Source organism: Thermomonas sp. (assembly GCF_020850895.1).
Taxonomy (GTDB): Bacteria; Pseudomonadota; Gammaproteobacteria; order Xanthomonadales; family Xanthomonadaceae; genus Thermomonas.
Window position 1 is genome coordinate 13,353 of the sequence record NZ_JADZDS010000144.1, and the last position, 23,660, is coordinate 37,012.

A 23,660-nucleotide genomic window follows, 5' to 3' on the forward strand; every position below is an offset into this window, starting at 1 on the left:
TATCGCATGCACCGACCTGTCGCGACCATGACCATTGGGGTGCTGCGACGCACAACCGGAAACTGTATAAGACGCCATGCTTTCGCAATTTTCCCACACCCGACTGTTGCGTTACGCCGGTCTGTTCACTTGGGCCGTGGTGGGCCTGCCGCTGCTGTATTCCTGGGCGGCCCCGTACATTGCGGATGCCTCCGGTGAGGACCTGGCCTTGCGGCCGATGCCTTGGCAGGGCTGGGCCGCCTATCTGGTATTTGGCTTCAGCTATGCCTGGCTGACGCGCGGGCTGGGACGCCGCGATCGCAGTGGATTCGATTACCTGCTGGTGGTGGTCCTGACCCTGGCCGCATTGGGCGTCAGCTATTTCACCGGTACCGGCTTGGGCAGCGTGCTGTTGATGGTGGCAGCCTGTGTCCTGCCGTGGTTGTTGCCGTTGAAGCTGGGCGTGGCCTGGCTGTTGGCCAGCCAGTTGGCCGTGGCCCCGGTGTTCATCCGTTGGCTGGACTTCCCGCCGCTGGAAGCGCTGATGCAGTCGATGCTGTACGCCGGCTTTTCCGGCTTCGTGTTCGTGGTCAGTCTTGTTGCCCTGCAGCAAACACAGGCTCGGGAGGAACAGCGCCGCCTCAATGCCGAACTGCGCGCCACCCGTGCGTTGCTGGCCGACAGCGCGCGGGTCAATGAGCGCACCCGCATTTCCCGCGAACTGCATGACCTGCTGGGCCATCACCTGACCGCACTCAGCCTGAATCTGGAGGTTGCCGGGCACCTGTCGGAAGGACGGGTGCGTGAGCATGTCCAGCAGGCGCATGCGTTGGCCCGCCTGCTGTTGACCGACGTCCGCGAGGCAGTCAGCCAACTGCGCGAGGGCGGGGCGATCGACCTTGCCGCGGCGCTGCGACCGCTTGCCGAGAACGTTCCCAGCCTCGAAATCGACATGGACATCGAAGAACCATTGACCGTGGATGACCCGGAGCGCGCGCACGTCCTCCTGCGCTGCACCCAGGAAGCCATCACCAACGCAGTCCGGCATTCCGGCGCGAACCACCTGTGGCTGACTGCACGACGTGAGGGGGATCGCGTGCTGCTGCGGGTGCGAGATGATGGTCATGGCAGAGACAAACTGATCCCGGGCAATGGCTTGCGAGGGTTGGAGGAACGCCTGCGCCAGTACGGCGGTCGCCTGGAGGTCGACACCCGGCATGGCCAGGGTTTCCAGCTCACAATGGGCTTGCCGGTGGCCGCCCACGCCGGCATCCGACTGCACGGAGGTATCGACGCATGAGTGAATCCAACCCGATCCGCATCTTCCTGGTCGATGACCAAACCTTGGTCCGGCAGGGCATCCAATCCCTGTTGGGCCTTGCCGATGGCATCGAGGTCGTTGCCGAAGCCAGCGATGGGCGACAGGCGGTCGAGCGGATCCCGCAGGTGCGCCCGGACGTCGTGCTGATGGACATGCGGATGCCGGAAATGTCCGGACTGGAAGCGTTGCAGGCCTTGGGTGCGGCTGGAGCCCTGCCACCGACCATCATCCTGACCACCTTCGACGACGATGCACTGGTGCTGGCCGGGATCAAAGCCGGTGCCAAGGGCTATCTGCTCAAGGACGTGTCGCTGGAACAATTGGTGGGTGCGATCCAGACCGTCGCCCGGGGTGGCTCGCTGGTGCAACCGGCCGTGACCCAACGCCTGCTGTCAGGGCTGGAGCAGATGCGCAACGAGTTCATCAGCCTCGACCGCCCGGATCCGCTGACCGACCGTGAAACCGAAATCCTGCGGCTGATGGCCTCGGGCTTCTCCAACAAGGAAATCGCCAATTCCCTGCACGTTGCGGAAGGCACCATCAAGAACCATGTGTCCAACATCCTGAGCAAGCTGGGTGTGCGCGACCGCACCCGCGCGGTGCTCAAGGCGTTCGAACTGAAACTGGTGTAACCGGGGCAGCCGGGACGGACCGCCGGATGCGCGTCGGGCGGTCGAAACCGGGTGGCGGGATACGGGTCGGTATGGACATGCCGGGGTGGAGTTCCGTGGATGAGCCGGACCTTTCGCGCCGTGGCTGCGGGACGGGTCACGGTTTCATGCTCGCGGTGCTCGCCTGCACTCGCCGTTGTTTGATAGGATGACGGGTCCGTGCGACGCAGTCGACTTGCCGATTTTCCCGGAGACTCCTGAATGACTCGTGTGATCGAGATCCTGATTTCATTGGCGATCGTCGCCGGGCTGTACCTGGCCCTCGGCATCGCATTGCCGTCGTCGCGCCACTTGACCGAGCGAATCGAAACCAACCGCAAGCCCACGATCGTCTTCGACATGATCAACAGCTTCCGGCGCTTCAAGGACTGGAACGCGCTTGCCCAGCGCGATCCGCGCATGCAACTGACCCTGTCCGGGCCGGAAGAAGGCGTGGGTGCCAAGATCGACTACGTCTCGCAGGAAAAGAGCTTGGGCAGCGGAAGCTGGGAAATCGTCCAGTCCGAGTCCAACAAGATGGTCGGCATCAGGATCGAGGATCCGTCACGCGGCAGTAACAAACGCGCCGCGTTCTTCATGCGTCCAACCGGCCGCAACAACCGCAACGTCGAAATCATCCAGACCTACGACGTGGATTACGGTTGGGACATCCTGGGCCGTTATGCCGGCCTGTACGTCACCCGCCACATGGGTGACGACATGAAGCTGAACCTGTCGCGACTGGTGTCGGTGCTGGCGACGATCCCGAACGTTGATTACAACGTGCAGGGAAGCGGGATGGACAAGCCAAGGATCGTCGACCGGCCGGAAGAGGACGTGCTCTACGTGAGTGCCGGTGCGATCGACCGTGGCAATGCCCAGATCCAAGCCGCGATCACCAGCGACGCCGAGTGGCTGAAGCGGGTGATCGAAGCCAATGGCCTCGAGGCCGTTGGCCCGGTGCGCATCGTGACCACCGAGCTTGGGCGCGACACCTACACCTTCGACGTGGCGCAGGTCGTGCGTCGCAAGGGGGGTGGTGCGGTGGGTCGGGTCTCGATCCCCGCGGGCGCGCCGGTGAAGTACGAGCACACCCAGCCCACGCGTGCGGTGATGACCTCCTACACCGGTTACATGGCCGGACTGGAAAACGTGCGCAACGCAGTGCGCGCGTGGGCGGCAGCACATGGGTACGAGATCAAGGACCGCGCTTACGAAGACTACAAGGCGGGTATCGCCGGTTCGTTCACCGAAAGCGGCAAGTTCGACGTCTACTGGCCAATCAAATAACGGCCCGTTTCATTTCGCACAAGCAGACGCCGCGTTTCGACGCGGCGTTTGCATGTGTGGCGCATGCTTCCGGACAATGCTGCGATGCCTGCCCATGACACGCCTGTCTTCGTTGTGTATCGACGCTACCTCGCTGCCATCGGCAGCCTGCTGGCTGGCTTGTCGGTGGCGCTCTCGGCCTATGCCATGCACGCGGCGGCAGCGTCCGATCAAGCACGCCTGCTGCAGGCGGCGATCTTCGCCTTCCTGCATGGGCTGGCGCTGACCGCGCTGGCCCCGCTGGCGCAGCGACCGACCGGCTTGCTGGCATTGGCGATGTTGTTGGGTGGCGTGTTCCTGTTCAGCGGCAGCTTGCTGGCGGCGGCACTGATGGGCTTGGAGCCTGCACTGGCGCCGTTCGGTGGCTCACTGTTGATCGCAGGTTGGCTGTTGCACGCCTACGACCGCCTGCGTGGATGACGAGGGATCGGTGATGACGAAGCAAGCCCGCGGGTTCGATACCGATGCCGCGTTCGCGCATTTGTGCCGGCGTGATCGCAAACTGGGGGCGTGGATGCGCAGGCTCGGCCCGATTCCCGCCGACCCGCGCTGGAGAAAACCCTTCGATCCGGTCGATGCGCTGGCGCGCGCGATCCTCTACCAGCAACTCAGCGGCAAGGCGGCGGCGACGATTGTGGGTCGTGTCGAGGCTGCGATCGACAGTGACCGCTTCCATTGCGACACACTGGCGCGGATCGACGATGCCACGCTGCGCGCTTGCGGCGTTTCGGGCAACAAGACGCTGGCCCTGCGTGACCTCGCACGCCGCGAAGCAGTCGGGGAACTTCCAAGCCTGCGCAAGATGACGGGCATGGACGACGATGCCATCGTCGCTGCCCTGATGCCGGTGCGCGGCATCGGCCGCTGGACAGTGGAGATGATGCTGATGTTCCGGCTCGGCCGGCCCGATGTATTGCCGATCGACGACCTCGGCATCCGCAAGGGCGCGCAGGTCGTGGACAAGGCAGACGCGATGTTGGCACCCAAGGCGCTCGCGGAGCGCGGCGAACGCTGGGGCCCGTACCGCAGTTACGCGAGTTTCTATCTGTGGCGCATCGCCGATGCGGCGGCCGGCGCGAAGCAGCAGGTGGCACGTTCGCAGGATTGATGGCGCGTCGATCTTCCCGGAGAGTGCCTTTGGGCAATGCTGAAGAAGTCCCTCCTGGACGTGTCAGCACACGCAGTTCACGCGGAACAATCACTTCGGTGATCGATCCGCGGCCGACCATCCATGGTCGGCAGGCAACGCCGACTGAACCAGCGTTGCTTTGGATGGCCGGCAGGCTGCCGAGGACATGAACATGTGGTTCAGCGGGCGTGGAACCTTGATGCCGCGTGCTTGTCGGAGTTGGATCGCGAAATGGAACACAAGGAGCTGTGGATGCTGCGAGCGATATGGTGTGTTGCGATGATCGCACTCGTGTGGGTGGCCCCGCTGATGGCGCAGGATGCCGCGCGGCCGCCTGCGGCAGGCGAGACGACGGTGGTGAACGGCGAACGCATCCGGGTGGAAGCGCCGGTGGTGGTGGTGGGCGAACAACCCGGCCCCGGCATGTGGATCGTGCGCAAGGGTGGCCATGATCTCTACCTGTTCGGCACGCTGACGCCGTTGCCGATGCGCATGCAGTGGCAGGCAAAACAATTGAAGGCCGTGCTGGCGCAGGCACAGGAAGTGATCCGCCTGCGTGGCGTCAGTTTCGAGGTCAAGGTCGGGTTCTTCAAGGGCCTGTTCCTGCTGCCGAAATTGCTGGGTGCGCGCAAGAGTCCCGACGGCAAGGAACTGAAGGATCTGGTGGCACCCAATGCCTATGCGCGTTGGCTGGCCATGAAGGCACGCTACATCGGCTCGGATCGCGGCATCGAGCGCTGGCGTCCGCTGTTTGCCGCCCAGGAACTGTATCTGCAGGCGATGAAGAAAAATGGCTTGGAGATGCGCGACGTGGTCTGGCCGGTGGTGGAGAAGGCCATCGAGGAACACCATCCGGTCGTGACCGTGGTCGGCGAGCCGATCGTCATCACCGATCCCAAGCCGCTGCTGGTGGAATGGTCGAAGACGACGCTGGATGATCTCGCCTGCTTCGACAACACGATGCACTACATCGAAACCGATCTGGATGCGATGCGCGCACGCGCCAATGCGTGGTCAACCGGTGATATTGCGGCTTTGCGCAGGCTGCCGCCGGTGGCGCGTTGGGATGCCTGCAACGACGCGATCAGCGAGGCGGGGATCGGCAAGCGTCTGGGCTATGGCGATGCCCGTCGCAGCATCGACGCCAAATGGCTGGCCGCCGCCGAGACCGCATTGGGGCGCAATGCGGTCACCTTCGCGTCCTTGCCGCTGGATCGGATGCTGGGCGCGAATGGCTATCTGGCGCAGATGCAGGCGCGTGGCTACACCGTGATCGCGCCGGATACGGTTGAGGACGACGCCGAGGCTGCTGCCTCCGAGTGAGGCCGATCAGCCGGCTGCACGCGTGGTGGCAGGATTGCCGAGAATCTGCGGCCAGCGACGCAGAATCGCCGCGCGCACGCCGTCGAGGTCGAGCCCGGCCTGCGCCAGCAATTGCGCGCGGGACGCGTGCGGCAGAAACGCGTCGGACAGGCCGAGGTGCTGGATCGGCAGGGTGATGCCTTCGGTCGCCAGCAGTTCCGCCACCGCGCTGCCGGCGCCGCCGGCGATGGCATTGTCCTCCAGCGTCACGAAACCCTCGTGGCTGCGCGCCAGTTCGAGGATCAAGGCCTGATCCAGTGGTTTGACGAAGCGCATGTTGACCACGGTCAACCCAAACTCGCGGCCGACCGATTCCGCGGCCGGAACCATGGCACCAAACGCCATGAGCGCCAACCGGCTGCCGCGCTGACGCAGCTCGGCCTTGCCGATCGGCAAGGTATCCAGCGCCGGCTGCACGGCCACGCCGGGGCCGACATCGCGTGGATAGCGCACCGCCGCCGGCCCGCGGTGGCGGAAGCCCGTGCTCAGCATTTTCCGGCATTCGTTCTCGTCGGCCGGTGCCATCACCACCACGTTTGGCAGGCAGCGCAGGTAAGTCAGGTCGAAGCTGCCGGCGTGGGTGGCGCCGTCGGGCCCGACCACGCCGGCGCGGTCGATGGCAAACAACACGTCGAGGTTCTGGATGGCGACGTCGTGGATCAGTTGGTCATAGGCGCGCTGCAGGAAGGTCGAATAAATCGCGACGACGGGCTTTGCCCCTTCACAAGCCATGCCCGCCGCCAGCGTCACCGCGTGCTGTTCGGCGATGGCGACGTCGAAATAGCGCTCCGGGTATTCCTGGCTGAAGCGCACCAACCCGGAGCCTTCGCGCATCGCCGGGGTGATGCCCATCAAGCCTGGTTCGACCGCCGCCATGTCGCACAGCCAGTCGCTGAACACGTCGGTGTAGGTGGGTTTGCGGGCGCCAGCCTTGCCGAGCAACCCGACCGACGGATCGAACGGCGTCACCGCGTGGTAGCCGATCTGATCGCCTTCGGCCGGCTCGTAGCCCTTGCCCTTGGTGGTGATGACGTGCAGCAACTGCGGTCCCTTGAGGCCCTTGAGCGTCTTGAGGACTTCGGCCAGTGCGGCGACGTCGTGGCCGTCGATCGGGCCGGTGTAGTGGAAACCCATCTGCTCGAACAGGGTGGAGGGCACGAACATGCCCTTCCAGTGCTCCTCCCAACGCTTGACGAAGCGCGCCGGCGGGCTCTTGCGCTTGTCGCCCAGCAGCTTCTTGCCGCCTTCGCGCAGGGCGTTGAGGGTCTTGTTGCCGGTCATCCGGCCGAGCATTTTGGTCAGCCCGCCGACCGCTTCGCTGATCGACATCCGGTTGTCGTTGAGGATGACCAGCAGATTCGGGTCACTGTCCATGCCACCGGCGTGGCCGAGCGCTTCCCAAGCCATGCCGGCGGTCATCGCGCCGTCGCCGATGATGGCCACGATGCGGCGTTCGTGGCCTGCCCGGGCATCGGCAATCGCCATGCCCAGTGCGGCCGAGATCGAGGTCGAGGAATGGCCGACGCCGAAAGTGTCGTAGGGGCTTTCCTCGCGGGCCGGGAACGGTGCCACGCCGTCCTGTTGCTTGACGGTGTGGATGCGGTCGCGGCGGCCGGTGAGGATCTTGTGCGGATAGGCCTGGTGGCCGACATCCCAGACCAGCCGGTCTTCCGGCGTGTCGTACAGGTAATGCAGTACGGTGGTCAGTTCGACCACGCCCAGCCCGGCCGCGAAATGCCCGCCGGACCGACCGACCGATTCGATCAGGAATGCGCGCAGTTCGTCGCACACCGCAGGCAGCTCGGATTCCTGGAGACGGCGCAGGTCGGCAGGGCCGTCGATGCGTGACAGCAGCGGGTAGCGGGTCGAATCGATCATCCCGGCATTGTCGCCCTTGCCGAGGCGATGGGCAACGCGCCGGCATGACTCAGGTTCGAGTGTTTGCACCAAACGCGCGTTTGAAAGTGCGCCGCGCTGGTTCGTCGGGCTCAGCTGCAGCTGCCGCAGCAGGTCGTGCCTTCGGGGTGTTCGGGCGCCGCGCTGGCATGAAAGCCGGCGGCACGCAGGGCGTCACCGATGTCTCTTTCACTGGCACTGCTGTCCACCAGCAGACGGCCACGGTCGATGTTGGCGGTGATCCTGGCGTGCGGGTCGAGTGCGTGCACGGCGAAGGCGATGGAGCGTGCGGAGGCTTCGTCGACCAAGCCAATGACATCGAACAACATGGGGGGGACTCCTTGGTGGGTGGCCGCACATGATCGCGGCTGTGTGATGCGGATGCCTTGACGCTGGTCAGGTCGGTTGAGGTGGAACGGTGTTCGTGACCGGGGCCGGTGGCGTGAATGGAATCGAATCGGGCGCCACTGCGCCGCCACTGATGATGAAGCCCATGGCCTGATCCACGGTCCAGTCCGTGGGCGTGATCAACTCGACCGGTACGATTTCCAGGTAGCCGGAGGTCGGGTTGGGCGTGGTGGGCACGTAGACCGCGGCCAATTCACGCCCGGTTCCGTTTTCACGAATCACCCGGGTGACGAATCCCAACGTTTTCATGTCCCGGTGCGGAAAATCGATCAACACCACGCGCTGGGTGCCGTCGGGTTTTTTTTGCAGGATATCGAGCAGTTTGCGCGCACTTCCGTAGATCGTGCTGGCCAACGGGATGTGCGCAATCATCCCCTCGAACCAGCCCAGCAGACGCTGGCCAATCACGCGACGGGCCAGCCAGCCGACCGCCAGGATCGTGGCGACGGTGGCGGTCAGGGCAATGGCACTCTTGACCCACGGCTGGATCAGCCAGCCCAGCGCACGCGGACTGGTGGCGGCCAGATTCTGCAGCGTGGGTTCGATCAGTGGCTGGCTCAGGCTGCCCAGTCCGACGAAAACGAACTTGAGCACGATCCAGGTCAGCCACAGTGGCAACAGGGTCAACAGGCCGGTCAGGAACAGCCGCTGCAGGCGCTGGCCGGTGGTGAGGGGGGTGGGCATGGGGTGTGCAGGAGTGGACGGATCGTCAGTTTGCGCGAACCAGCCGGATGCCGACGTCGTCGTAGCCACGACCGGCGTCCAGCGGCTGCGGCTTGCCGCTGGCCATGCGCTTGCTGCAGGCAGCGTCTGCGCACAGGCTCACCCAGCCTGAAATCGGCGTGCGCGGCTGTTCGCGCAGCTCGCCGGCAGAGGGCAGACGGTAGCGTTTGCCTTCCTGCGCGCTGCGCCAGCTTGCGAATGCCTGGGCGTCGCCTGCGGACACGCACACGACGGGGCGTGCATCACTGCCGGAGGTGTCCCAGCGTGGCCGGCGGCCGAACAGTCTTTTGCCACAATCGGCTGGCGCACGGCCGCTGGCGGCAACGAAACGCGCGTACTCGGAACGGCTGATGGTGACCAAGTCCACCGATCTCGGCGTGGCCTGAATGGGCGCGGTGGGGGCGGTGGCGCCACTCCGCCCACTGCGCGATCCAGCGCTGGCAGTGGTGGTCGCGGTTGCGGTGATCCGCGCCTTGAGCCCGGTTAGCTGCAGGGGGCTGAGTCCCAGCCAGCCGCTGTCTGCCAGCAGTGCGGTGGCGGCCTGCGGATCGGGCTTGGCCAGCAGAAAAGTGATGCGCGCCTCCAGCATTCCACTCAGGCGCGCCTGCAACAGGGTGATGGCATCGCCGGTGCCGCCCCGGCGCTGGTCCAAGGTCTTGGCATGCTCGAACGCGACGCGCGCGGTGGCCATGTCTCCACTGCGCAGTGCGTTTTCGGACAGGGCCGACAAGGCATCAAACAGCTGCGCAGTCAGGTGCTGGACGATGGGATTGGTGGGATTGATCCTCCAGGCGGCGTCCAGGCTATCCCATGCATTTGCATTCGCGGGTGTCAGCAAGGCGCCTTCGCGCAGTTGCTGGTCCGCATTGGCCAAGAAGACCCCGATGCCCTGTCCCGGGAACGTCTCCGGCGAGGCTGCGGGGGGGGCTGGTGCGGGCGCTGCCGAGGCTGCCGTTGATGAACTGGCGACCATGTCAGTGGAGGCGTCGTTGGCATCCGGCGTGCGGCTGTCGAGCCAAGACTGGATGCCGAAATAGGCTCCAACGGCAGCCACCGCGATGCCGGCCAGTGCCAAGCCGATCTTGCGGCCGGCCGGTTGAGCGCGGGGCGTGGCCGCCGGTTCCGGGACATAGCCGGCTGGAACCGTGACGTCTCCGAAGGCTTTTCCGGCCCGCTGCTCGACGGCGTTCAGCGCCGCCAGCATGTCGTTGGCGCTGGCGTAGCGGTCTTCCGGCTTCTTCGCCATCGACCTGTCGATCAGCGGTTGCCAGTGCTTCAGGCTTGGCGGCAGGCGCGGCACCGGCTCCTGTGCATGCTTGACTGCCATCGACAGCGCATCCCCGGCGCTGTAGGGCAATTGCCCGGTCAGCATTTCCCAGGCCAGCACGCCCATGCTGTAGAGGTCGGCGCGGCGGTCCACGTCCTTGCCGCGCGCCTGTTCCGGCGCCATGTAGGCAGTGCTGCCGACGGCCATGCGCTCGCTGGTCAGGCGTGGGTTGCTGCCGCGCTGCTGGGCGATGCCGAAATCCGCCAGCATCGGCCGGTCGGTGTCGTCGAACAGGACATTCTCGGCCTTGACGTCGCGGTGGACGACACCGCGGACGTGGGCATAATCGAGCGCGCCGAGCAGGGCACGCAGGATCGCGGCGACTTTCTGCTGTTCGCCCACCAGCTTCCGCTGGGCGAGGTGCCCGCGGGCCAGATGGGACATCGTGTAGAACGGCAGGCCATCGGAACTGCGTCCGACTTCGTGGATGGCCACGATGTGCGGGTGCTCGAGCCGGGCAATCGTGCGGGCCTCGTTTTCGAAGCGCGCGCGGCTGACTTCATCGGCCAGTGCGTCGGCAAGCATCACCTTCAGGGCGACCTTGCGGCCCAGCGAGTTCTGCTCTGCCAGGTAGACGGTGGACATGCCTCCCTGTCCGAGAACCCGGAGGATGGTGTACCCGGAGATGTTGGGGAAATCCTGACTGGCCAAGGTTCGGTGTCTCCGCGAATCAGTGCGAGGATACGATGGACCCGGCCCGCTGTGAACGCTTGAACGCGGAATGTGGGCATGCAGGAAGCACACTCTGGCTGTTCCGGCATGCGTGTGGCCGGTTTGCGGCCATGGGCAATGCTGGCCAAGTCCGTCCTGGACGTGACAGCGCACGCTGCGTCCGGTGCATGCCCGGACGCAGCTCACGCGGATCAATCACTTCGGTGATCGATCCGCGGCCGACCATCCATGGTCGGCAGGCAACGCCGACTCAATCAGCGTTGCCCTTGGTGCATTACGCCAGCAGCAAAGCCGACATCTGCCGGCGGTAGCGGGTCACCAGGTCATCATCGTCCAGCACGCGGAACGCATCGATCAGCGACCGGCGTGCCAATCCGTCTTCATAGGTGCGGTTGCGGCGCAGCATTTCCATGAACTGGGCCAAGCCCGCCTCGGCATCGCCGGACACCAATTGGCGCACCCCGAGCAGGTGACGTGCGCGCAGGTCGGCAGGATCGATAGCGATTGCCGCCTCCAGCACCTCTGCCGGAGGCGCGTCGCGCAGCAGCGCGGCAAAGCCCAGCCGCGCGCGTGCCTTCACGGTGCGCTCGTCGGTGGCGAGGTTGGCGGGCAGCGCGTCGAGCAACTGCTCCGCTTCGCCAGTGGCGCCGATCTGCAGCAGGGCCAAGGCGAGATCGAGCTTGAGTTCGGCCGTGTTCGGCTCGGCTTCGATGGCCTTGCGCAGGCGCAGCACCTCGGCGTGCGGGTCCAACGGCGCGGCCACCTCAGCCGCAGTTTCGTCCGCTGGCGCCGGCGCGGGCTGCACGCCCAGCTGTGCCAGCATCTCGCGCAGCTGCCCTTCCGGAGCGCCGGGCATCACGCCGAGCACTTGCCCGTCCTTGATCACCGCGATGGTCGGGATCGAGCGGATCTGGAACGCCGCCGCCAGTTCCTGTTCCTGGTCGACGTCCACCTTGGCCAGCAGGAATGCGCCGTTGTACTCGGCGGCGAGTTTTTCGAGGATCGGCCCGAGGGCCTTGCAGGGCCCACACCAGGTGGCCCAGAAGTCCACCAGAACAGGCGTTTGCAGGGATTTCTGGATGACCTCGGTCTCGAAGTTGTCGGCGGTGGCGTCGAAAACATTCGGCGTCGGGGTTGGTGTCGGGTTCATGGCGTTGTCGTCGAGGGGCATGCCCCAGTAGATGGTGTCGATGGCCTTCAGTGCAAGATGATGTAAAAAATTGTTGACATTGCAATCCGATAATGTAATTTATGAATTACATAAAGTTGAGTTTAGATTACATCCATGCACAGTAAGTCCTCGAAAGTCCCCTTCCTCGCCTGGTTGCTGCTGGCCGGGATCGGGCTCACGCTGTTCTTCACCGGCGAATACCGGGACCTCCCGATCCCCTTGGGCTGGATGGGGACCGTCTTGTTCGTGGCGGCGGTGTGGTTTTCCGTCGACCGCCTGTACAAATTCCCCGCCAACGACGCCGAAGCCCGGGTTGCGCCGGGCGAATGGCAGGCGTGGATCGGGGTGGCCTTCGTAGGCGTGGTGATCGTCACCAGCCTGCTCCATGCCGATGTGTTCCGTGCGCATGTGCCGATCAGGCACAACCCCGAAGCCGGCCAGGTCGGCGAGAAGATCGGCACCCTGTTCGTGGCCTGGCTGGTGCTTGTGCATGTGCTCAAGCAGCGCTGGGCCGGCAAGGTGCTGGCCGACGAGCGCGACCTGCAGATCGATCGCATCGCCGGGGAATGGGGGCGCTGGGCGACTGTGTCTTGCGTGATCGGGATTGCCTTGGTGCTCGGCTTCAGCGACATCGAACGGTTGCGCGAGTTCAGTTATCCGTTCATCGCCCAGATGCTGATGTTCACCGTGCTGTGGGGGCTGTGGTTCGACCAACTGGTGGCCGCACTCCTGTACTGGCGTGACCGCCGGGCGGCCGCATGAGCGGCACGCTTGTCAGCAACCAGATCCGCCGCCTCCGCTTCGAGCGCGGCGAGATGACCCAGCAGGCCTTGGCCGATGCCTGCGGGGTGACGCGGCAAACCATCATCGCGCTGGAAGCAGGGCGCTACGCGCCGTCGCTGGAATTGGGGTTTCGCATCGCCGATGCACTCGGTGTGCGGATCGAGGAGGTGTTTCAATGGAGCAAGCAGGGATGAATATCTCTCTGGCAGGTAGCACAATCCTGCAAACGCATGTCACTGGAGCCTGCCGATGAAAAAGCCGGTCCTGCTGGCTGCCGTGGCATTCGCGCTATGCGCGACGGCGCTGGTGCTGGCCGGTGTTGGCCTGCCCGAGTATTCGCATCGCCTGCACCCCGTGGCCTTGCGCGGAGCGACAGGCGTGCCGGATGCGTGGCTGTTCAATGTCGCGGCCTTCGTCCTGCCCGGCCTCTTACTGGCATGGGCGGGCCAGAGTCTGGGCGCGGCCTTGCGCGAGGGGCGTTGGGGCGTACGCATCGGCCTGACCCTGGTGCAATTGTCGGCGTTGGCGTTCGCGCTGCAAGGCGCGCTGCCGCTGGATCCGGAGCATCTGGATACGGGGGCCAGCCGCTTGCACGCGGTGGCGTGGGCGCTGTGGTGGATCGCCTTCGTTCCCGGGACCCTGCTGCTGGCACTGTCCGCGAAGCGTGGGCTGGGCTTTGCCGCCGCCTGCCTGGCAGTGGCCGTGCTGCTGCCGCTATTTGGCGTGTTGGCCCCTGTCGATGGCTGGGTGGGGTTCGAGCAGCGCTTGGCGCTGGCGCTCTGGTTTTGCTGGTGGCTGCTGGCGGCGCGCAGCCTCAGCGGTACTTCAGCTTCAGCGCCAGGATCGTCGTCGCCAGCAGGAAGGTAATGGCGTTGGAGACGATCATCGGCCACGAGTGCAGGAAGATGCCGTAACCGAACCAGCAGACGATGCCGAAGGTGAAGATCAGGTACATCCACAGCGAGATGCCGTGGGTGTCGCGGCTGCGGATGGTCTTGATTGCCTGCGGAATGAACGACAGGGTGGTGCAGGTGGCGGCCAGGTAGCCGAGCCATTCCAGGGTCATGGGCGATGCCGGTTCGGTTTCCGGTAGATCATGGCGGGTTTTGCTGCGCTGCGGTAGGCTTCCCGATTCTTCCCGAATCCGTAGTTGCCGCCGTGTCCGAACTCGAGCCCTCCGTATACGATCCGCGCACCGTCGAGGCCGCCGCCCAGCGCTTCTGGTCCGACACCCGCGCCTTCGAGGTGAAGGAGGGCGGCGACAAGCCCAAGTACTACTGCCTGTCGATGTTGCCGTACCCGTCCGGCGCGCTGCACGTCGGCCATGTGCGCAATTACACGATCGGCGACGTGATTTCCCGGCACAAGCGCATGACCGGCCACAACGTGCTGCAGCCGATGGGTTGGGACGCGTTTGGCCTGCCGGCCGAGAACGCCGCGATCAAGAACAAGACCGCGCCGGCCAAGTGGACGTATTCCAATATCGAACACATGCGCGGCCAGCTCAAGACGATGGGGTATGCGATCGACTGGAGCCGCGAGTTCGCCACCTGCAAGCCCGACTACTACGCCCACGAGCAGCGCATGTTCGTGCGCCTGCTGAAGAAGGGTGTGGCCTACCGCAAGAACTCGGTGGTCAACTGGGACCCGGTCGACCAGACCGTGCTGGCCAATGAGCAGGTGATCGACGGCCGCGGCTGGCGCACCGGCGCGGTGGTCGAGAAGCGCGAGATTCCGCAATGGTTCCTGCGCATCACCGATTACGCGCAGGAATTGCTGGATGCGCTCGACCGGTTGGACGGCTGGCCGGAGTCGGTCAAGACCATGCAGCGCAACTGGATCGGGCGCAGCGAGGGGCTGGAGATCAGCTTCGACGTCGATGGCGAGGATGCGCCGCTGACGGTCTTCACGACCCGTCCCGACACCCTGCTGGGCGTCACCTACATCAGCATCGCCGGCGAACATCCGCTGGCACTGAAGGCCGCGCAGGGCAATCCGGAGCTGGCGGCGTTTCTTGCCGAGCTCAAGCATGGCGGTGTGTCCGAAGCCGAGCTCGAGACCCAGGAAAAGCGCGGCATGGCCACCGGGCTGTGGGCCAAGCATCCGCTGACCGGCGACGACCTGCCGATCTATGTCGCCAACTTCGTACTGATGGGCTACGGCACCGGCGCGGTGATGGCGGTGCCTGCGCATGACCAGCGCGATTGGGAATTCTCCAAGGCCTACGGCCTGCCGGTGAAGCCGGTGATCGCCGATGCCGCCACCCGCGATGCGCTGGAGGAGCTGTCCTCCCACGTCAGCGAACACGATGACCCGATGGCGGTGGCGCTGGGTGGGCACGCGTCGATCGACGTGTTCGAAGTCGAGGCAGCGGTCGACGTGGTGAAGGACTACCTGCGTCGGATCGAGGACGATTCGGCGATGACCGAACGCGGCTGGCTGATCAATTCCGACGAGTTCAACGGTCTCGATTTCGATGCCGCTTTCGACGCGATCGCAGCCAAGCTGGAGGCGCTGGGCAAGGGCCAGCGCCGGGTCAATTTCCGCCTGCGCGACTGGGGTGTGTCGCGCCAGCGCTACTGGGGCTGCCCGATCCCGGTGATTTATTGCAACGGCTGCGGCGCGGTGCCGGTGCCGGAAGACCAGCTGCCGGTACTGCTGCCCGAAGACGTGGCCGATGCGTTTGCCAGCGGCGATGTGCATTCACCGATCAAGTCGAATCCCGAGTGGCGCAAGACCACCTGCCCAAGCTGCGGGGGCGCGGCCGAGCGCGAAACCGACACCTTCGACACCTTCATGGAATCGAGCTGGTACTACGCGCGCTACACCGCGCCGGGCGCCGCCGACATGGTCGACGAGCGCGCCAATTACTGGCTGCCGGTGGACCAGTACATCGGCGGGATCGAGCACGCGATCCTGCACCTGATGTATTTCCGCTTCTACCACAAGCTGCTGCGCGACGCCGGGCTGGTGCACAGCGACGAGCCGGCCACCCGCCTGCTGACCCAGGGCATGGTGATTGCCGATACGTTCTATCGCGAGGACGCGCTTGGCGCCAAGACCTGGATCAATCCGGCCGACGTCGATCTGCGCGTCGACGAACGCATGCGGGTGATCGGTGCGATCTCGCGGATCGACGGTGAGCCGGTGTCGATCGGCGGCACCGAGAAGATGTCGAAATCGAAGAACAACGGCGTCGATCCGCAGCTGCTGGTGGACAAGTACGGTGCCGACACCGTGCGGCTGTTCTCGATGTTCGCGGCGCCGCCGGAGCAATCGCTGGAATGGAGCGATGCCGGCGTCGAGGGCATGTCCCGCTTCCTGCGCCGGCTGTGGCGCGACGTGCACGCCCATGCAGCGCAGCCGGATCATCCCAAGGTCGATGCGGCGGCGCTCGACGCCGCGCAGAAAACCCTGCGCCGGCAACTGCACGAAACCATCCAGAAGGTCGGCGACGACTATGGTCGCCGGCATGCCTTCAACACCGCGATCGCGGCACTGATGGAATTGTTGAACGCTGTCGGCAAGTTCAACGACGCCAGTGGACAGGGTCGCGCGGTGCGTCACGAGGCCTTCGAGGCGATCGTGCTGCTGCTCAACCCGATCACCCCGCACGTCAGCCATGCGCTGTGGCAGGCGCTGGGGCATCCGGAAACCCTGCTCGAAGACGTGCCGTTCCCGCAGGCCGACCCGGCCGCACTGGTTCGCGACGCGGTGACGCTGGCGGTGCAGGTCAACGGCAAGCTGCGCGGCACCCTGGAGGTGGCCGTGGATGCAAGCCGCGAGGCGATCGAGGCCGCTGCGCTGGCGCTGCCGTTGGTGGTGACGCAACTGGCCGGACAGACGCCGAAGAAGCTGATCGTGGTGCCGGGGAAGATCGTCAATATCGTGGTGTGAACTGTTGCCGGAGAAGCACGAAGGACGCCCTGATCTCGTCCCTGCTTTCAGGACACCCGTCCAAGCAGCATCGGCCGGCCCTGTTGCCGTCCCGCCAATCCATCCCCTCGATCCAGCCGTGCTGCAATGCGCGTGCCCATCTGCAGCCCTTGGGCGCCGCAGCACCTCATCCCGCCGGCGTCTGGTTGACCCGGACTTGCCCTAGACTACGCGGATGAAACCACGCTTCGCTGTCCTTGCCCTGATCGCCGGCTTGCTCACCGGCTGCGGTTTCCACCTGCGCGGGGCCTTGAACCTGCCCGAGCATCTAGGCCCGGTGCGGGTGCTTGCCTCCGATTCCCATAGTCCGCTGGGGGATCTGCTCGCACGGGAACTGCGTCGCGCTGGCGCCCAGCCAGCGACGGTGCAGGACGGCGAACACGTGGCGACCCTGCAGGTCATTTCCGAATATTGGGCCGATACCCCTGTCAGCCATGATGCGTTGGGACGCGCACAGGAATACATGTTGCGCTACGCCGTCGTGTTCACCCTGCGGCGTGCCGATGGCAGCGTGGCAGTGCCGCAGCAGGCGGTCGAACTTTCGCGCGATTACCTCACGCCGGTGTTCGATTCGGTTGGCAAGCTGAGTGAACGCGAGCGGTTGGTGGCCGAACTGCAGCGGGACATGGCCACCGCGATTCTGCGACGCGTGGATGCGGCTTCGGCGCCGCCGGCGGACGTCGTGCAATGAATCCCTGTCGAGCCCTTTGGGAGGGCGTTGTGGCATGGAGCTGAACGCAGAGCGCCTTGCTTCGCAACTGCAGACTGAGTCGCTGCGAACGGTCTACTTGGTGGCTGGCGGTGAACCCCTGCTGGTGCAGGAAGCCTGCGATGCGGTGCGCGCAACCGCCCGTGCGCAGGGCATCGGCGAGCGCGAGGTGCATGACATGGAGGGTCGCGATGCCGATTGGGACGCCCTCGACGCCTCGATCCACGCGCCCAGCCTGTTTTCCAGTCGTCGACTGATCGAGGTGCGTTTGCCCACCGGCAAGCCTGGCCAGGAGGGTGCCAAGCGGATTGTGGCGTTTTGCACTGCGCCACCACCCGACGTCGTCCTGCTGGTGGTGGCAGGCGAATGGTCGAAGGCGCACGCTGGCAAATGGAGTGATGCGATCGCGAAAGCCGGGCACATCGTCGTGGTCTGGCCGATCAAGCCGCACGAACTTCCCGGCTGGGTGACCCAGCGCATGCGCAGTCGCGGCCTGAAGGCGACCCAGGAAGCCATTGCCCAACTTGCCCTGCGGGTCGAGGGCAACCTGCTGGCGGCCGCGCAGGAAATCGATAAGCTCGTGCTCCTGCAGCAGGGCAAGGATGAGGTGATCGATGGTGCGCGCATGGAAGCGCTGGTGGCCGATTCCGCACGCTTCGATGTGTTCCGCTTGACCGCGGCTGCGCTCAATGGGGAGCCGGCGCAGGTGTCACGCATCCTTGCCGGATTGCGTGCCGAGGGCGAAGCGATCCCCGCGCTGATGGGCATGGTGGTCAAGGAGTTGACCACCATCATCGCGCTGTCACGCGCACGCAACTTCACCGAGGAATGCAAGGCGCTGCGCATCTGGGATTCCCGGCAGGCGGTGTACAAGCGTGCACTGTCGCGGCATACGCCCGAGCGCTGGCAGTGGCTGTTGCGTGAAGCCGGCGCGGTGGATCGCATCTCCAAGGGACGGGTACGCGTCGGGCAGGAATCCCACGATGGCTGGCTGCAACTGGAACGGTTGCTGCTGGCAGTCGCGGACAAGGGCGCATTGCGCCTGCTGGCGGCGTGAACGCGCCGCTGCGGGTGTTTTACGGAGGCAGTTTCGACCCCGTGCACAACGGCCATCTGGCGATTGCGCGTGCGGCCCGCGATGCCTTGGATGCGCGTGTGTTCTTGGTGCCTGCAGGCGATCCGCCGCACAAATCCGACACCTGCGCCAGCGCCGAACAACGCGCACGAATGCTGGACCTCGCCATCGAGGGCGAACCGGGGCTGGCCGTGGATGGGCGTGAATTGTTGCGCCCGGGGCCGTCCTATACGGTCGATACCCTGCGCGAACTGCGTGCGGACTTGGGCGCGGCAGCCGCGATCGCCTGGCTGGTCGGTGCGGATTCGCTGCGGCAACTGCAGACATGGCATCGCTGGCGGCGGCTGTTCGATCTGGCCCACCTGCTCGTCGTTGAACGTCCCGATGCCGCATTGGACGCGGCCGCCTTGCACCGCGACGCGCCTGAGGTGCTGGACGAAATCACGCCGCGGCTGTGCGCACCTTCCACCCTGGCCGCGCGGCCTTCGGGCGGGTGTTGCGTGTTGCCGCTGGCGCAGTTGCGCCCGGAATCCTCCAGCGCATTGCGCCTTCGGATCGCCCGTGGGGACGCCCGCTGGCGTGACTGGGTGCCGCCGGCGGTCGCCGCCCATATCGTCATGCAAGGCCTGTACGGCGTTTCCGCCGGTATACTGCCGAGGAACCTCTGAACAATTCAGAGGTTCCCGTCGGCCACGGATGGCCGACCACGAATCGATCACGCAAGTGATTGATTCGTGTGAGCCGGGTCCGGGCCTGTACCGGACTCGGCGTGGGCTGACAACTCCAGGAAGGAGTTGTTCAGACCATCCCTAACGACCCATCGAGCGCTCGCCCTTGACCACTGCTGCCCAAGTCCTCAAACCGACCCTGCCCGTTCCACCGCCGCCGGTGGATGCCCTGCTGGAAGCCGTGCACGCCGGGCTTGCAGAACTCAAGGCCAAGGATGTGGTGGAAATCGATGTCCGCGGCAGGAGCAGCGTCTGCGATTTCATGGTGATTGCCTCGGGCACCTCGACCCGCCACGTCAAGGCGTCGGCGGAAGAAGTGGTGCAGTTCTCGAAAAAGCTCGGGGTGGCACCGCTCGGCGTGGAAGGCGAGCGCGAGGCCGAATGGGTGCTGGTGGACCTGGGCGATGTCGTGGTCCATGTGATGCTGCCGCGGGTGCGCGAGTTCTATGCGCTGGAGCGGCTGTGGACGGTGGGCGACCAACCGCCTGAATTCGAGTCGTAGCCTGCTGCGCTCGACGCTTCATCGCCGTCCGCTGCTCGCAATCCTCATGGGCCACAATGTCCATTGCGGTTGCTGCGCTGCGGGCGGCTTCGAATCGCCTGCGCTCGCGACGGCTACAACTCGAATTCGATCACTAGGGTCGCAGGGATGAACACACGCTCGAACTGCCTTCGCTCGCGACGGTGCTTGATCGACGTCCACGTGAAATTTCCGACTTGACGTGAAAGCCCGCCTGATCGCCGTCGGTGAACATGCACCCAGTTGGGTGGCGCAGGGTTTTGGCGAATACCAGAAACGCCTCTCGCACTGGCTGCCGCTGGAACTGGTCGAAGTCGCGCCTGGCGTGCGCGGCAAGGGTCGCGATACTGCGAGGGCCATTGCCGATGAAGGCGCGCGCGTGCTCGCCGCACTGCCGAAGCAGGCGCACGTTATCGTGCTGGACGGTCGCGGCAGGATGCATTCGTCCGAGCAGTTGGCGGTTCGCCTCGAACACTGGCGCGGGCAGGGCCGTGACCTCGCCTTTCTCATCGGTGGCCCGGAAGGCCACGCGGCCGAGGTGTTGGCGCGCGCCGACGAATGCTGGTCGCTCGGTCCGCTGACCCTGCCGCACATGCTGGTGCGGCTGGTGCTGGCGGAGCAGCTGTATCGGGCGGCGGCGCTGTTGGCCAATCATCCCTACCACCGCGCTTGATCGCGGGCATGAAAAAAACCCGCCGTTGCCGGCGGGTTTTTCGTCAATCGATTGACGCGATGACTCAGACCTGCATCGCCTTGGCGACTTCGGCCAGATAGTCTTCCTGCACCTTCTCGATGCCTTCGCCGACCACCAGGCGCTGGAAGCGAATCACGTCGGCGCCGGCGCCCTTGAGCACCGCTTCGACGGTCTTGTCGCCGTCCAGCACATAGCTCTGGCCGGTCAAGGTCACTTCGCTGACGATCTTGTTCATCTTGCCGCTGATGATCTTCTCGAGGATCTCGGCCGGCTTGGCGCGGTCCTTCTCGCTCATCTTCGCCAGTTCGATTTCCTTTTCCTTGGCGATGAAGTCGGCCGGCACGTCGGCGGCCTTGTTGTAGGGCGGGTTCATTGCCGCCACGTGCATGGCGAGGCCACGCGCGAGTTCGTCGTTGCCGCCGGCCAGTTCGACCAGCACGCCGATCTTGCCATTGGTGTGGACGTAGGTGCCGACGTGGTTGGCAGTGTCGAAACGAACCAGTCGGCGCACCTGGATGTTCTCGCCCAGCGTATGCACGATGGCGGCGCGGGCTTCCTCGACGGTGTTGCCGGCGCTGGTCTTGGCGGTCTTGAGTGTATCCACATCGGCGCTGCCGGAGGCCAGCGCGGCGGTGGCGACGGCATCGACGAAGGCCTTGAAATTGGTGTCGTTGGCGACGAAGTCGGTTTCCGAATTGACCTCGACCAGGGCGGCCTTGCCGCCGTCGTGGGCGATGGCCACGCGGCCTTCGGCGGCGACGCGGTCGGCTTTCTTGTCGGCCTTGGCCAGGCCCGACTTGCGCAGGGCTTCGGCGGCGGCTTCGATGTCGCCGGCGGTTTCGGTGAGCGCCTTCTTGCACTCCATCATGCCGGCGCCGGTGCGCTCGCGCAGTTCCTTGACCAGGGATGCGGTGATTTCTGCCATATGAATTGCCTCTCGAAATGTGGAAGCGTCATCCCCGCGAAAGCGGGGATCCATGGGCCCTGTTCGATCGAGCCCAATGTCACTGGATTCCCGCTTTCGCGGGAATGACGAGCTATGAATTGCGACTGCGCAGCTTGGCGCAGCCGCGTGACGGGGCGATTACTCAGCCTTCGGCTTGCTGCTGCGACGCGCCGGCTTGGCGGCTTCCTCGCCACCGTCGACCGCAGCGGCGAAGTCTTCTTCGCGCACCGAGGCGGCGTTCGGGGAGGCGGCCTTGCCTTCCAGCACCGCGTCGGCGGCGGCGCGGGCGTACAGTTGCACCGCGCGGATGGCGTCGTCGTTGCCCGGAATGGGGTAATCGACCAGCGCCGGATCGTAGTTGGAATCGACCACCGCGATCACCGGGATGCCGAGCTTCTTGGCTTCCTTGATGGCGATGTCTTCATGGCCGATGTCGATCACGAACAGGGCGTCGGGCAGGCGGTTCATTTCCTTGATGCCGCCGAGCGAGGCTTCCAGCTTGTCGCGCTCGCGGCGCAGGCCCATCACTTCGTGCTTGACCAGCTTCTGGAAGGTGCCGTCGGTTTCCGCGGACTCCAGTTCCTTCAGGCGGGCGACCGACTTCTTCACCGTGGCGAAGTTGGTCAATGAGCCGCCCAGCCAGCGCTGGGTCATGAACGGCATGCCGCAACGCTCGGCTTCTTCCTTGATCGCGTCGCGCGCGCTGCGTTTGGTCCCGACGAACAGGATGGTGCCGCGCTTCTGTGCCACGCCGCTGATGAAGTTCATCGCGTCGTTGAACAGCGGGACGGTTTTTTCCAGGTTGATGATGTGGATCTTGCCGCGGGCACCGAAGATGTACGGGGCCATCTTGGGGTTCCAGTAGCGGGTCTGGTGGCCGAAATGGACGCCGGCTTCCAGCATCTGGCGCATGGTGATCTGGGGCATTGCGAGTTTTCCTGTGTGATGGAACATCGGCAGCGTCGCACCCGGTTGGGGTTGCGGTGCTTTCCTGTGAAAAGTCCGCACAGGGATGTGCGGGCTCTTGCGCAGGGACGCGCGAATGCTCCGGGGTTGGGCCTCCCTGCCGTCACTGCGGCCAGATCCTCCGCCTTGCGGCATCGGACACCCCGGCGCAGGGGTTGTCGACAGGTGTGGATTCGACGATACGCTCGTCGTGGCGGCAACTAAGCCCTGCAATTATGCGGCATCGGCAGCGCAAAGGCAATCTGCGTGCCGTGCGATGCGTTCCGTGCGACTGGCTGTCGGCGTTCCGATCCACCCGTCGTCACGGGTGCGCGGCCCGTTCAACCGCCTGTGCGGATTCTGCACCCGGGCCCTTGCCTGGGGCTGCGGGAGGCCTGCGATCAATGCGCTGGTTTCCCCCGCCCAGTCAGGCTGCGCATGCGGCGTCATGGCTTGGGTGGCCGCGATGATCTGGCGCCACCGCGGTGGCTCGAATCGATCCTGCGCTATCGTGAAGGCTCGGAATGCGATCCGGGGGGCGTGAAATGGCGGGAGCGACGGGGATTGCGTTTGTCCGCACACCAACGGCCAATCTGGCCGAAGGCATCGTGACCCATCTGCAACGCAGCGTGGTCGATGTGGGTCGTGCGATGGTGCAGCATGCGGCCTATTGCCGGGCACTGGCGGAGGCCGGCTGGCAGTTGCGCGACGTGGCACCGGCGCCGGCCTGCCCGGATGCGGTGTTCATCGAGGATGCGATGGTGGTGGTGGGGCATGCCGCGATCATCACCCGGCCCGGCGCCGAGGCACGTCGCCCGGAAACCGAGGGCGCGGAAGCAGCCGCGCGCACGGCTGGACTGGACATCGTCAGGCTTGCGGCGCCCGCCACCCTGGACGGCGGCGATGTGTTGCAGGTCGGCGATACCCTGTATGTCGGTCGCAGCGGGCGCACCAATGCCGAAGGCATTCGCCAGTTGCGGGCGGCGGTGTCGCCGCTGGGGCGGCGGGTGGTGCCGGTGCGCCTGAACGCGGTGCTGCACCTGAAGTCGGCGGTGACCGCGTTGCCGGACGGCACCTTCCTCGCCCTGCCCGAACTGTTCGAGCCGGGCGTGTTCCCGGTGGTGCGGCCAGTGGCCGAGGAGGGCGGTTGCCACGTCGTCCCCTTGGGCGGCGATGCCATCCTGATTGCGGCCTCGGCGCCGCGCACCGCCGATGCATTGGCCGATCTCGGTTTCGACCCGCGCGTGGTGGACATCAGCGAATTCGAAAAACTCGAAGGCTGCGTCACCTGCCTGAGTGTGTTGGTGCCGCCGCGTCGCTGAGCCGCTGCGGGCGTTCCGGATACGCTCGAATGCCG

At 65.4% G+C, this 23,660-nt stretch carries 24 protein-coding genes; 16 read left to right on the plus strand and 8 right to left on the minus strand.

Annotated features, from left to right (window positions below):
* Positions 1–76 precede the first annotated feature (76 nt).
* The 6 genes from IT472_RS12105 (at position 77) to IT472_RS12130 (ending at position 5,731) form a co-directional block, all read left to right on the plus strand.
* The gene (locus IT472_RS12105) at positions 77–1,279 is read left to right on the plus strand and encodes a sensor histidine kinase (RefSeq protein WP_297181882.1); all 1,203 of its coding nucleotides are present in this window, start codon (positions 77–79) and stop codon (positions 1,277–1,279) included.
* Complete coding sequence (locus tag IT472_RS12110; protein WP_297181883.1) at positions 1,276–1,932, plus strand: response regulator transcription factor; 657 nt, start codon at positions 1,276–1,278, stop codon at positions 1,930–1,932. The genes IT472_RS12105 and IT472_RS12110 overlap by 4 nt, the downstream gene beginning before the upstream one ends.
* A gap of 240 nt (positions 1,933–2,172) precedes the next feature.
* On the plus strand, positions 2,173–3,240 hold the full coding sequence (locus tag IT472_RS12115) for a polyketide cyclase (protein ID WP_297181885.1): 1,068 nt from the start codon (positions 2,173–2,175) through the stop codon (positions 3,238–3,240).
* Positions 3,241–3,324: 84 nt separating this feature from the next.
* The gene (locus tag IT472_RS12120) at positions 3,325–3,699 is read left to right on the plus strand and encodes a DUF423 domain-containing protein (protein ID WP_297181886.1); all 375 of its coding nucleotides are present in this window, start codon (positions 3,325–3,327) and stop codon (positions 3,697–3,699) included.
* Between the two features lie 13 nt (positions 3,700–3,712).
* Positions 3,713–4,387 carry a DNA-3-methyladenine glycosylase gene (locus IT472_RS12125; RefSeq protein ID WP_297181887.1) on the plus strand — a complete coding sequence of 225 codons (675 nt, stop codon included), beginning with the start codon at positions 3,713–3,715 and terminating at the stop codon, positions 4,385–4,387.
* A 300-nt stretch (positions 4,388–4,687) separates the two neighbouring features.
* Complete coding sequence (locus IT472_RS12130) at positions 4,688–5,731, plus strand: TraB/GumN family protein (RefSeq protein ID WP_297181890.1); 1,044 nt, start codon at positions 4,688–4,690, stop codon at positions 5,729–5,731.
* Positions 5,732–5,737: 6 nt separating this feature from the next.
* Here the strand turns inward: IT472_RS12130 and dxs are convergent, their stop codons facing one another.
* The 5 genes from dxs to trxA all read right to left on the minus strand — a co-directional run bounded on the left by dxs (position 5,738) and on the right by trxA (position 11,967).
* A complete protein-coding gene (gene dxs, locus IT472_RS12135; protein ID WP_297181893.1) occupies positions 5,738–7,648 on the minus strand; it encodes a 1-deoxy-D-xylulose-5-phosphate synthase in 1,911 nt (636 codons plus the stop codon).
* 110 nt (positions 7,649–7,758) lie between these two features.
* Positions 7,759–7,995: a hypothetical protein gene (locus IT472_RS12140; RefSeq protein ID WP_297181896.1), complete on the minus strand. Its 237-nt coding sequence runs from the start codon at positions 7,993–7,995 to the stop codon at positions 7,759–7,761.
* A gap of 67 nt (positions 7,996–8,062) precedes the next feature.
* Entirely contained in the window at positions 8,063–8,758 is a 696-nt protein-coding gene (locus IT472_RS12145; protein WP_297181900.1) for a DUF502 domain-containing protein, read from the minus strand.
* Positions 8,759–8,783: 25 nt separating this feature from the next.
* A complete protein-coding gene (locus tag IT472_RS12150; protein ID WP_343231835.1) occupies positions 8,784–10,982 on the minus strand; it encodes a bifunctional serine/threonine-protein kinase/formylglycine-generating enzyme family protein in 2,199 nt (732 codons plus the stop codon).
* A gap of 88 nt (positions 10,983–11,070) precedes the next feature.
* Positions 11,071–11,967: a thioredoxin gene (trxA, locus tag IT472_RS12155; protein ID WP_297181905.1), complete on the minus strand. Its 897-nt coding sequence runs from the start codon at positions 11,965–11,967 to the stop codon at positions 11,071–11,073.
* Positions 11,968–12,081: 114 nt separating this feature from the next.
* Here trxA and IT472_RS12160 point away from each other — a divergent pair, with 114 nt between their 5' ends.
* From IT472_RS12160 to IT472_RS12170, 3 genes are read left to right on the plus strand one after another with little or no spacing between them, the layout of a single operon-like run.
* The gene (locus tag IT472_RS12160) at positions 12,082–12,729 is read left to right on the plus strand and encodes a hypothetical protein (RefSeq protein WP_297181908.1); all 648 of its coding nucleotides are present in this window, start codon (positions 12,082–12,084) and stop codon (positions 12,727–12,729) included.
* Positions 12,726–12,944 (plus strand): helix-turn-helix transcriptional regulator, encoded by a 219-nt coding sequence (locus IT472_RS12165; protein WP_297181910.1) that lies wholly within the window; start codon positions 12,726–12,728, stop codon positions 12,942–12,944. The genes IT472_RS12160 and IT472_RS12165 overlap by 4 nt, the downstream gene beginning before the upstream one ends.
* Before the next feature lie 55 nt (positions 12,945–12,999).
* On the plus strand, positions 13,000–13,617 hold the full coding sequence (locus tag IT472_RS12170) for a DUF998 domain-containing protein (protein WP_297181913.1): 618 nt from the start codon (positions 13,000–13,002) through the stop codon (positions 13,615–13,617).
* On the opposite strand, the gene IT472_RS12175 is transcribed toward IT472_RS12170, so the two are convergent.
* Positions 13,565–13,816, minus strand: a complete 252-nt coding sequence (locus IT472_RS12175; protein ID WP_297181915.1) for a SemiSWEET transporter — start codon at positions 13,814–13,816, stop codon at positions 13,565–13,567. The genes IT472_RS12170 and IT472_RS12175 overlap by 53 nt on opposite strands.
* A 92-nt stretch (positions 13,817–13,908) precedes the next feature.
* Between IT472_RS12175 and leuS the strand changes: the two genes are divergently transcribed.
* The 6 genes from leuS to rlmH all read left to right on the plus strand — a co-directional run bounded on the left by leuS (position 13,909) and on the right by rlmH (position 20,391).
* On the plus strand, positions 13,909–16,647 hold the full coding sequence (gene leuS, locus IT472_RS12180) for a leucine--tRNA ligase (protein WP_297181917.1): 2,739 nt from the start codon (positions 13,909–13,911) through the stop codon (positions 16,645–16,647).
* A 214-nt stretch (positions 16,648–16,861) separates the two neighbouring features.
* Entirely contained in the window at positions 16,862–17,377 is a 516-nt protein-coding gene (gene lptE, locus IT472_RS12185) for an LPS assembly lipoprotein LptE (RefSeq protein ID WP_297181920.1), read from the plus strand.
* Between the two features lie 34 nt (positions 17,378–17,411).
* Positions 17,412–18,452, plus strand: coding sequence for a DNA polymerase III subunit delta (holA, locus tag IT472_RS12190; RefSeq protein WP_297181922.1), 1,041 nt, complete (start codon positions 17,412–17,414; stop codon positions 18,450–18,452).
* Positions 18,449–19,138 carry a nicotinate-nucleotide adenylyltransferase gene (gene nadD, locus IT472_RS12195; RefSeq protein ID WP_297181923.1) on the plus strand — a complete coding sequence of 230 codons (690 nt, stop codon included), beginning with the start codon at positions 18,449–18,451 and terminating at the stop codon, positions 19,136–19,138. The genes holA and nadD overlap by 4 nt, the downstream gene beginning before the upstream one ends.
* A 166-nt stretch (positions 19,139–19,304) precedes the next feature.
* Positions 19,305–19,700 (plus strand): ribosome silencing factor, encoded by a 396-nt coding sequence (gene rsfS, locus IT472_RS12200; protein WP_297181927.1) that lies wholly within the window; start codon positions 19,305–19,307, stop codon positions 19,698–19,700.
* A 220-nt stretch (positions 19,701–19,920) separates the two neighbouring features.
* Positions 19,921–20,391, plus strand: coding sequence for a 23S rRNA (pseudouridine(1915)-N(3))-methyltransferase RlmH (rlmH, locus tag IT472_RS12205; RefSeq protein ID WP_297181930.1), 471 nt, complete (start codon positions 19,921–19,923; stop codon positions 20,389–20,391).
* Between the two features lie 64 nt (positions 20,392–20,455).
* On the opposite strand, the gene tsf is transcribed toward rlmH, so the two are convergent.
* The gene (gene tsf, locus IT472_RS12210; RefSeq protein WP_297181932.1) at positions 20,456–21,337 is read right to left on the minus strand and encodes a translation elongation factor Ts; all 882 of its coding nucleotides are present in this window, start codon (positions 21,335–21,337) and stop codon (positions 20,456–20,458) included.
* A gap of 159 nt (positions 21,338–21,496) precedes the next feature.
* A complete protein-coding gene (gene rpsB / locus IT472_RS12215; protein ID WP_297181934.1) occupies positions 21,497–22,285 on the minus strand; it encodes a 30S ribosomal protein S2 in 789 nt (262 codons plus the stop codon).
* 563 nt (positions 22,286–22,848) lie between these two features.
* Here rpsB and ddaH point away from each other — a divergent pair.
* Positions 22,849–23,625: a dimethylargininase gene (ddaH, locus tag IT472_RS12220; RefSeq protein ID WP_297181936.1), complete on the plus strand. Its 777-nt coding sequence runs from the start codon at positions 22,849–22,851 to the stop codon at positions 23,623–23,625.
* The last annotated feature ends 35 nt before the right edge of the window (positions 23,626–23,660 follow it).

Bases quoted from the DNA above. Each gene is read 5' to 3' on its own strand.
- IT472_RS12105 (WP_297181882.1), top strand. From the start codon at position 77: ATGCTTTCGCAATTTTCCCACACCCGACTGTTGCGTTACGCCGGTCTG.
- IT472_RS12110 (WP_297181883.1), top strand. From the start codon at position 1,276: ATGAGTGAATCCAACCCGATCCGCATCTTCCTGGTCGATGACCAAACC.
- IT472_RS12115 (WP_297181885.1), top strand. From the start codon at position 2,173: ATGACTCGTGTGATCGAGATCCTGATTTCATTGGCGATCGTCGCCGGG.
- IT472_RS12120 (WP_297181886.1), top strand. From the start codon at position 3,325: ATGCCTGCCCATGACACGCCTGTCTTCGTTGTGTATCGACGCTACCTC.
- IT472_RS12125 (WP_297181887.1), top strand. From the start codon at position 3,713: ATGACGAAGCAAGCCCGCGGGTTCGATACCGATGCCGCGTTCGCGCAT.
- IT472_RS12130 (WP_297181890.1), top strand. From the start codon at position 4,688: ATGATCGCACTCGTGTGGGTGGCCCCGCTGATGGCGCAGGATGCCGCG.
- dxs (WP_297181893.1), bottom strand. From the start codon at position 7,648: ATGATCGATTCGACCCGCTACCCGCTGCTGTCACGCATCGACGGCCCT.
- IT472_RS12140 (WP_297181896.1), bottom strand. From the start codon at position 7,995: ATGTTGTTCGATGTCATTGGCTTGGTCGACGAAGCCTCCGCACGCTCC.
- IT472_RS12145 (WP_297181900.1), bottom strand. From the start codon at position 8,758: ATGCCCACCCCCCTCACCACCGGCCAGCGCCTGCAGCGGCTGTTCCTG.
- trxA (WP_297181905.1), bottom strand. From the start codon at position 11,967: ATGCCCCTCGACGACAACGCCATGAACCCGACACCAACCCCGACGCCG.
- IT472_RS12160 (WP_297181908.1), top strand. From the start codon at position 12,082: ATGCACAGTAAGTCCTCGAAAGTCCCCTTCCTCGCCTGGTTGCTGCTG.
- IT472_RS12165 (WP_297181910.1), top strand. From the start codon at position 12,726: ATGAGCGGCACGCTTGTCAGCAACCAGATCCGCCGCCTCCGCTTCGAG.
- IT472_RS12170 (WP_297181913.1), top strand. From the start codon at position 13,000: ATGAAAAAGCCGGTCCTGCTGGCTGCCGTGGCATTCGCGCTATGCGCG.
- IT472_RS12175 (WP_297181915.1), bottom strand. From the start codon at position 13,816: ATGACCCTGGAATGGCTCGGCTACCTGGCCGCCACCTGCACCACCCTG.
- lptE (WP_297181920.1), top strand. From the start codon at position 16,862: ATGAAACCACGCTTCGCTGTCCTTGCCCTGATCGCCGGCTTGCTCACC.
- holA (WP_297181922.1), top strand. From the start codon at position 17,412: ATGGAGCTGAACGCAGAGCGCCTTGCTTCGCAACTGCAGACTGAGTCG.
- tsf (WP_297181932.1), bottom strand. From the start codon at position 21,337: ATGGCAGAAATCACCGCATCCCTGGTCAAGGAACTGCGCGAGCGCACC.
- rpsB (WP_297181934.1), bottom strand. From the start codon at position 22,285: ATGCCCCAGATCACCATGCGCCAGATGCTGGAAGCCGGCGTCCATTTC.
- ddaH (WP_297181936.1), top strand. From the start codon at position 22,849: ATGGCGGGAGCGACGGGGATTGCGTTTGTCCGCACACCAACGGCCAAT.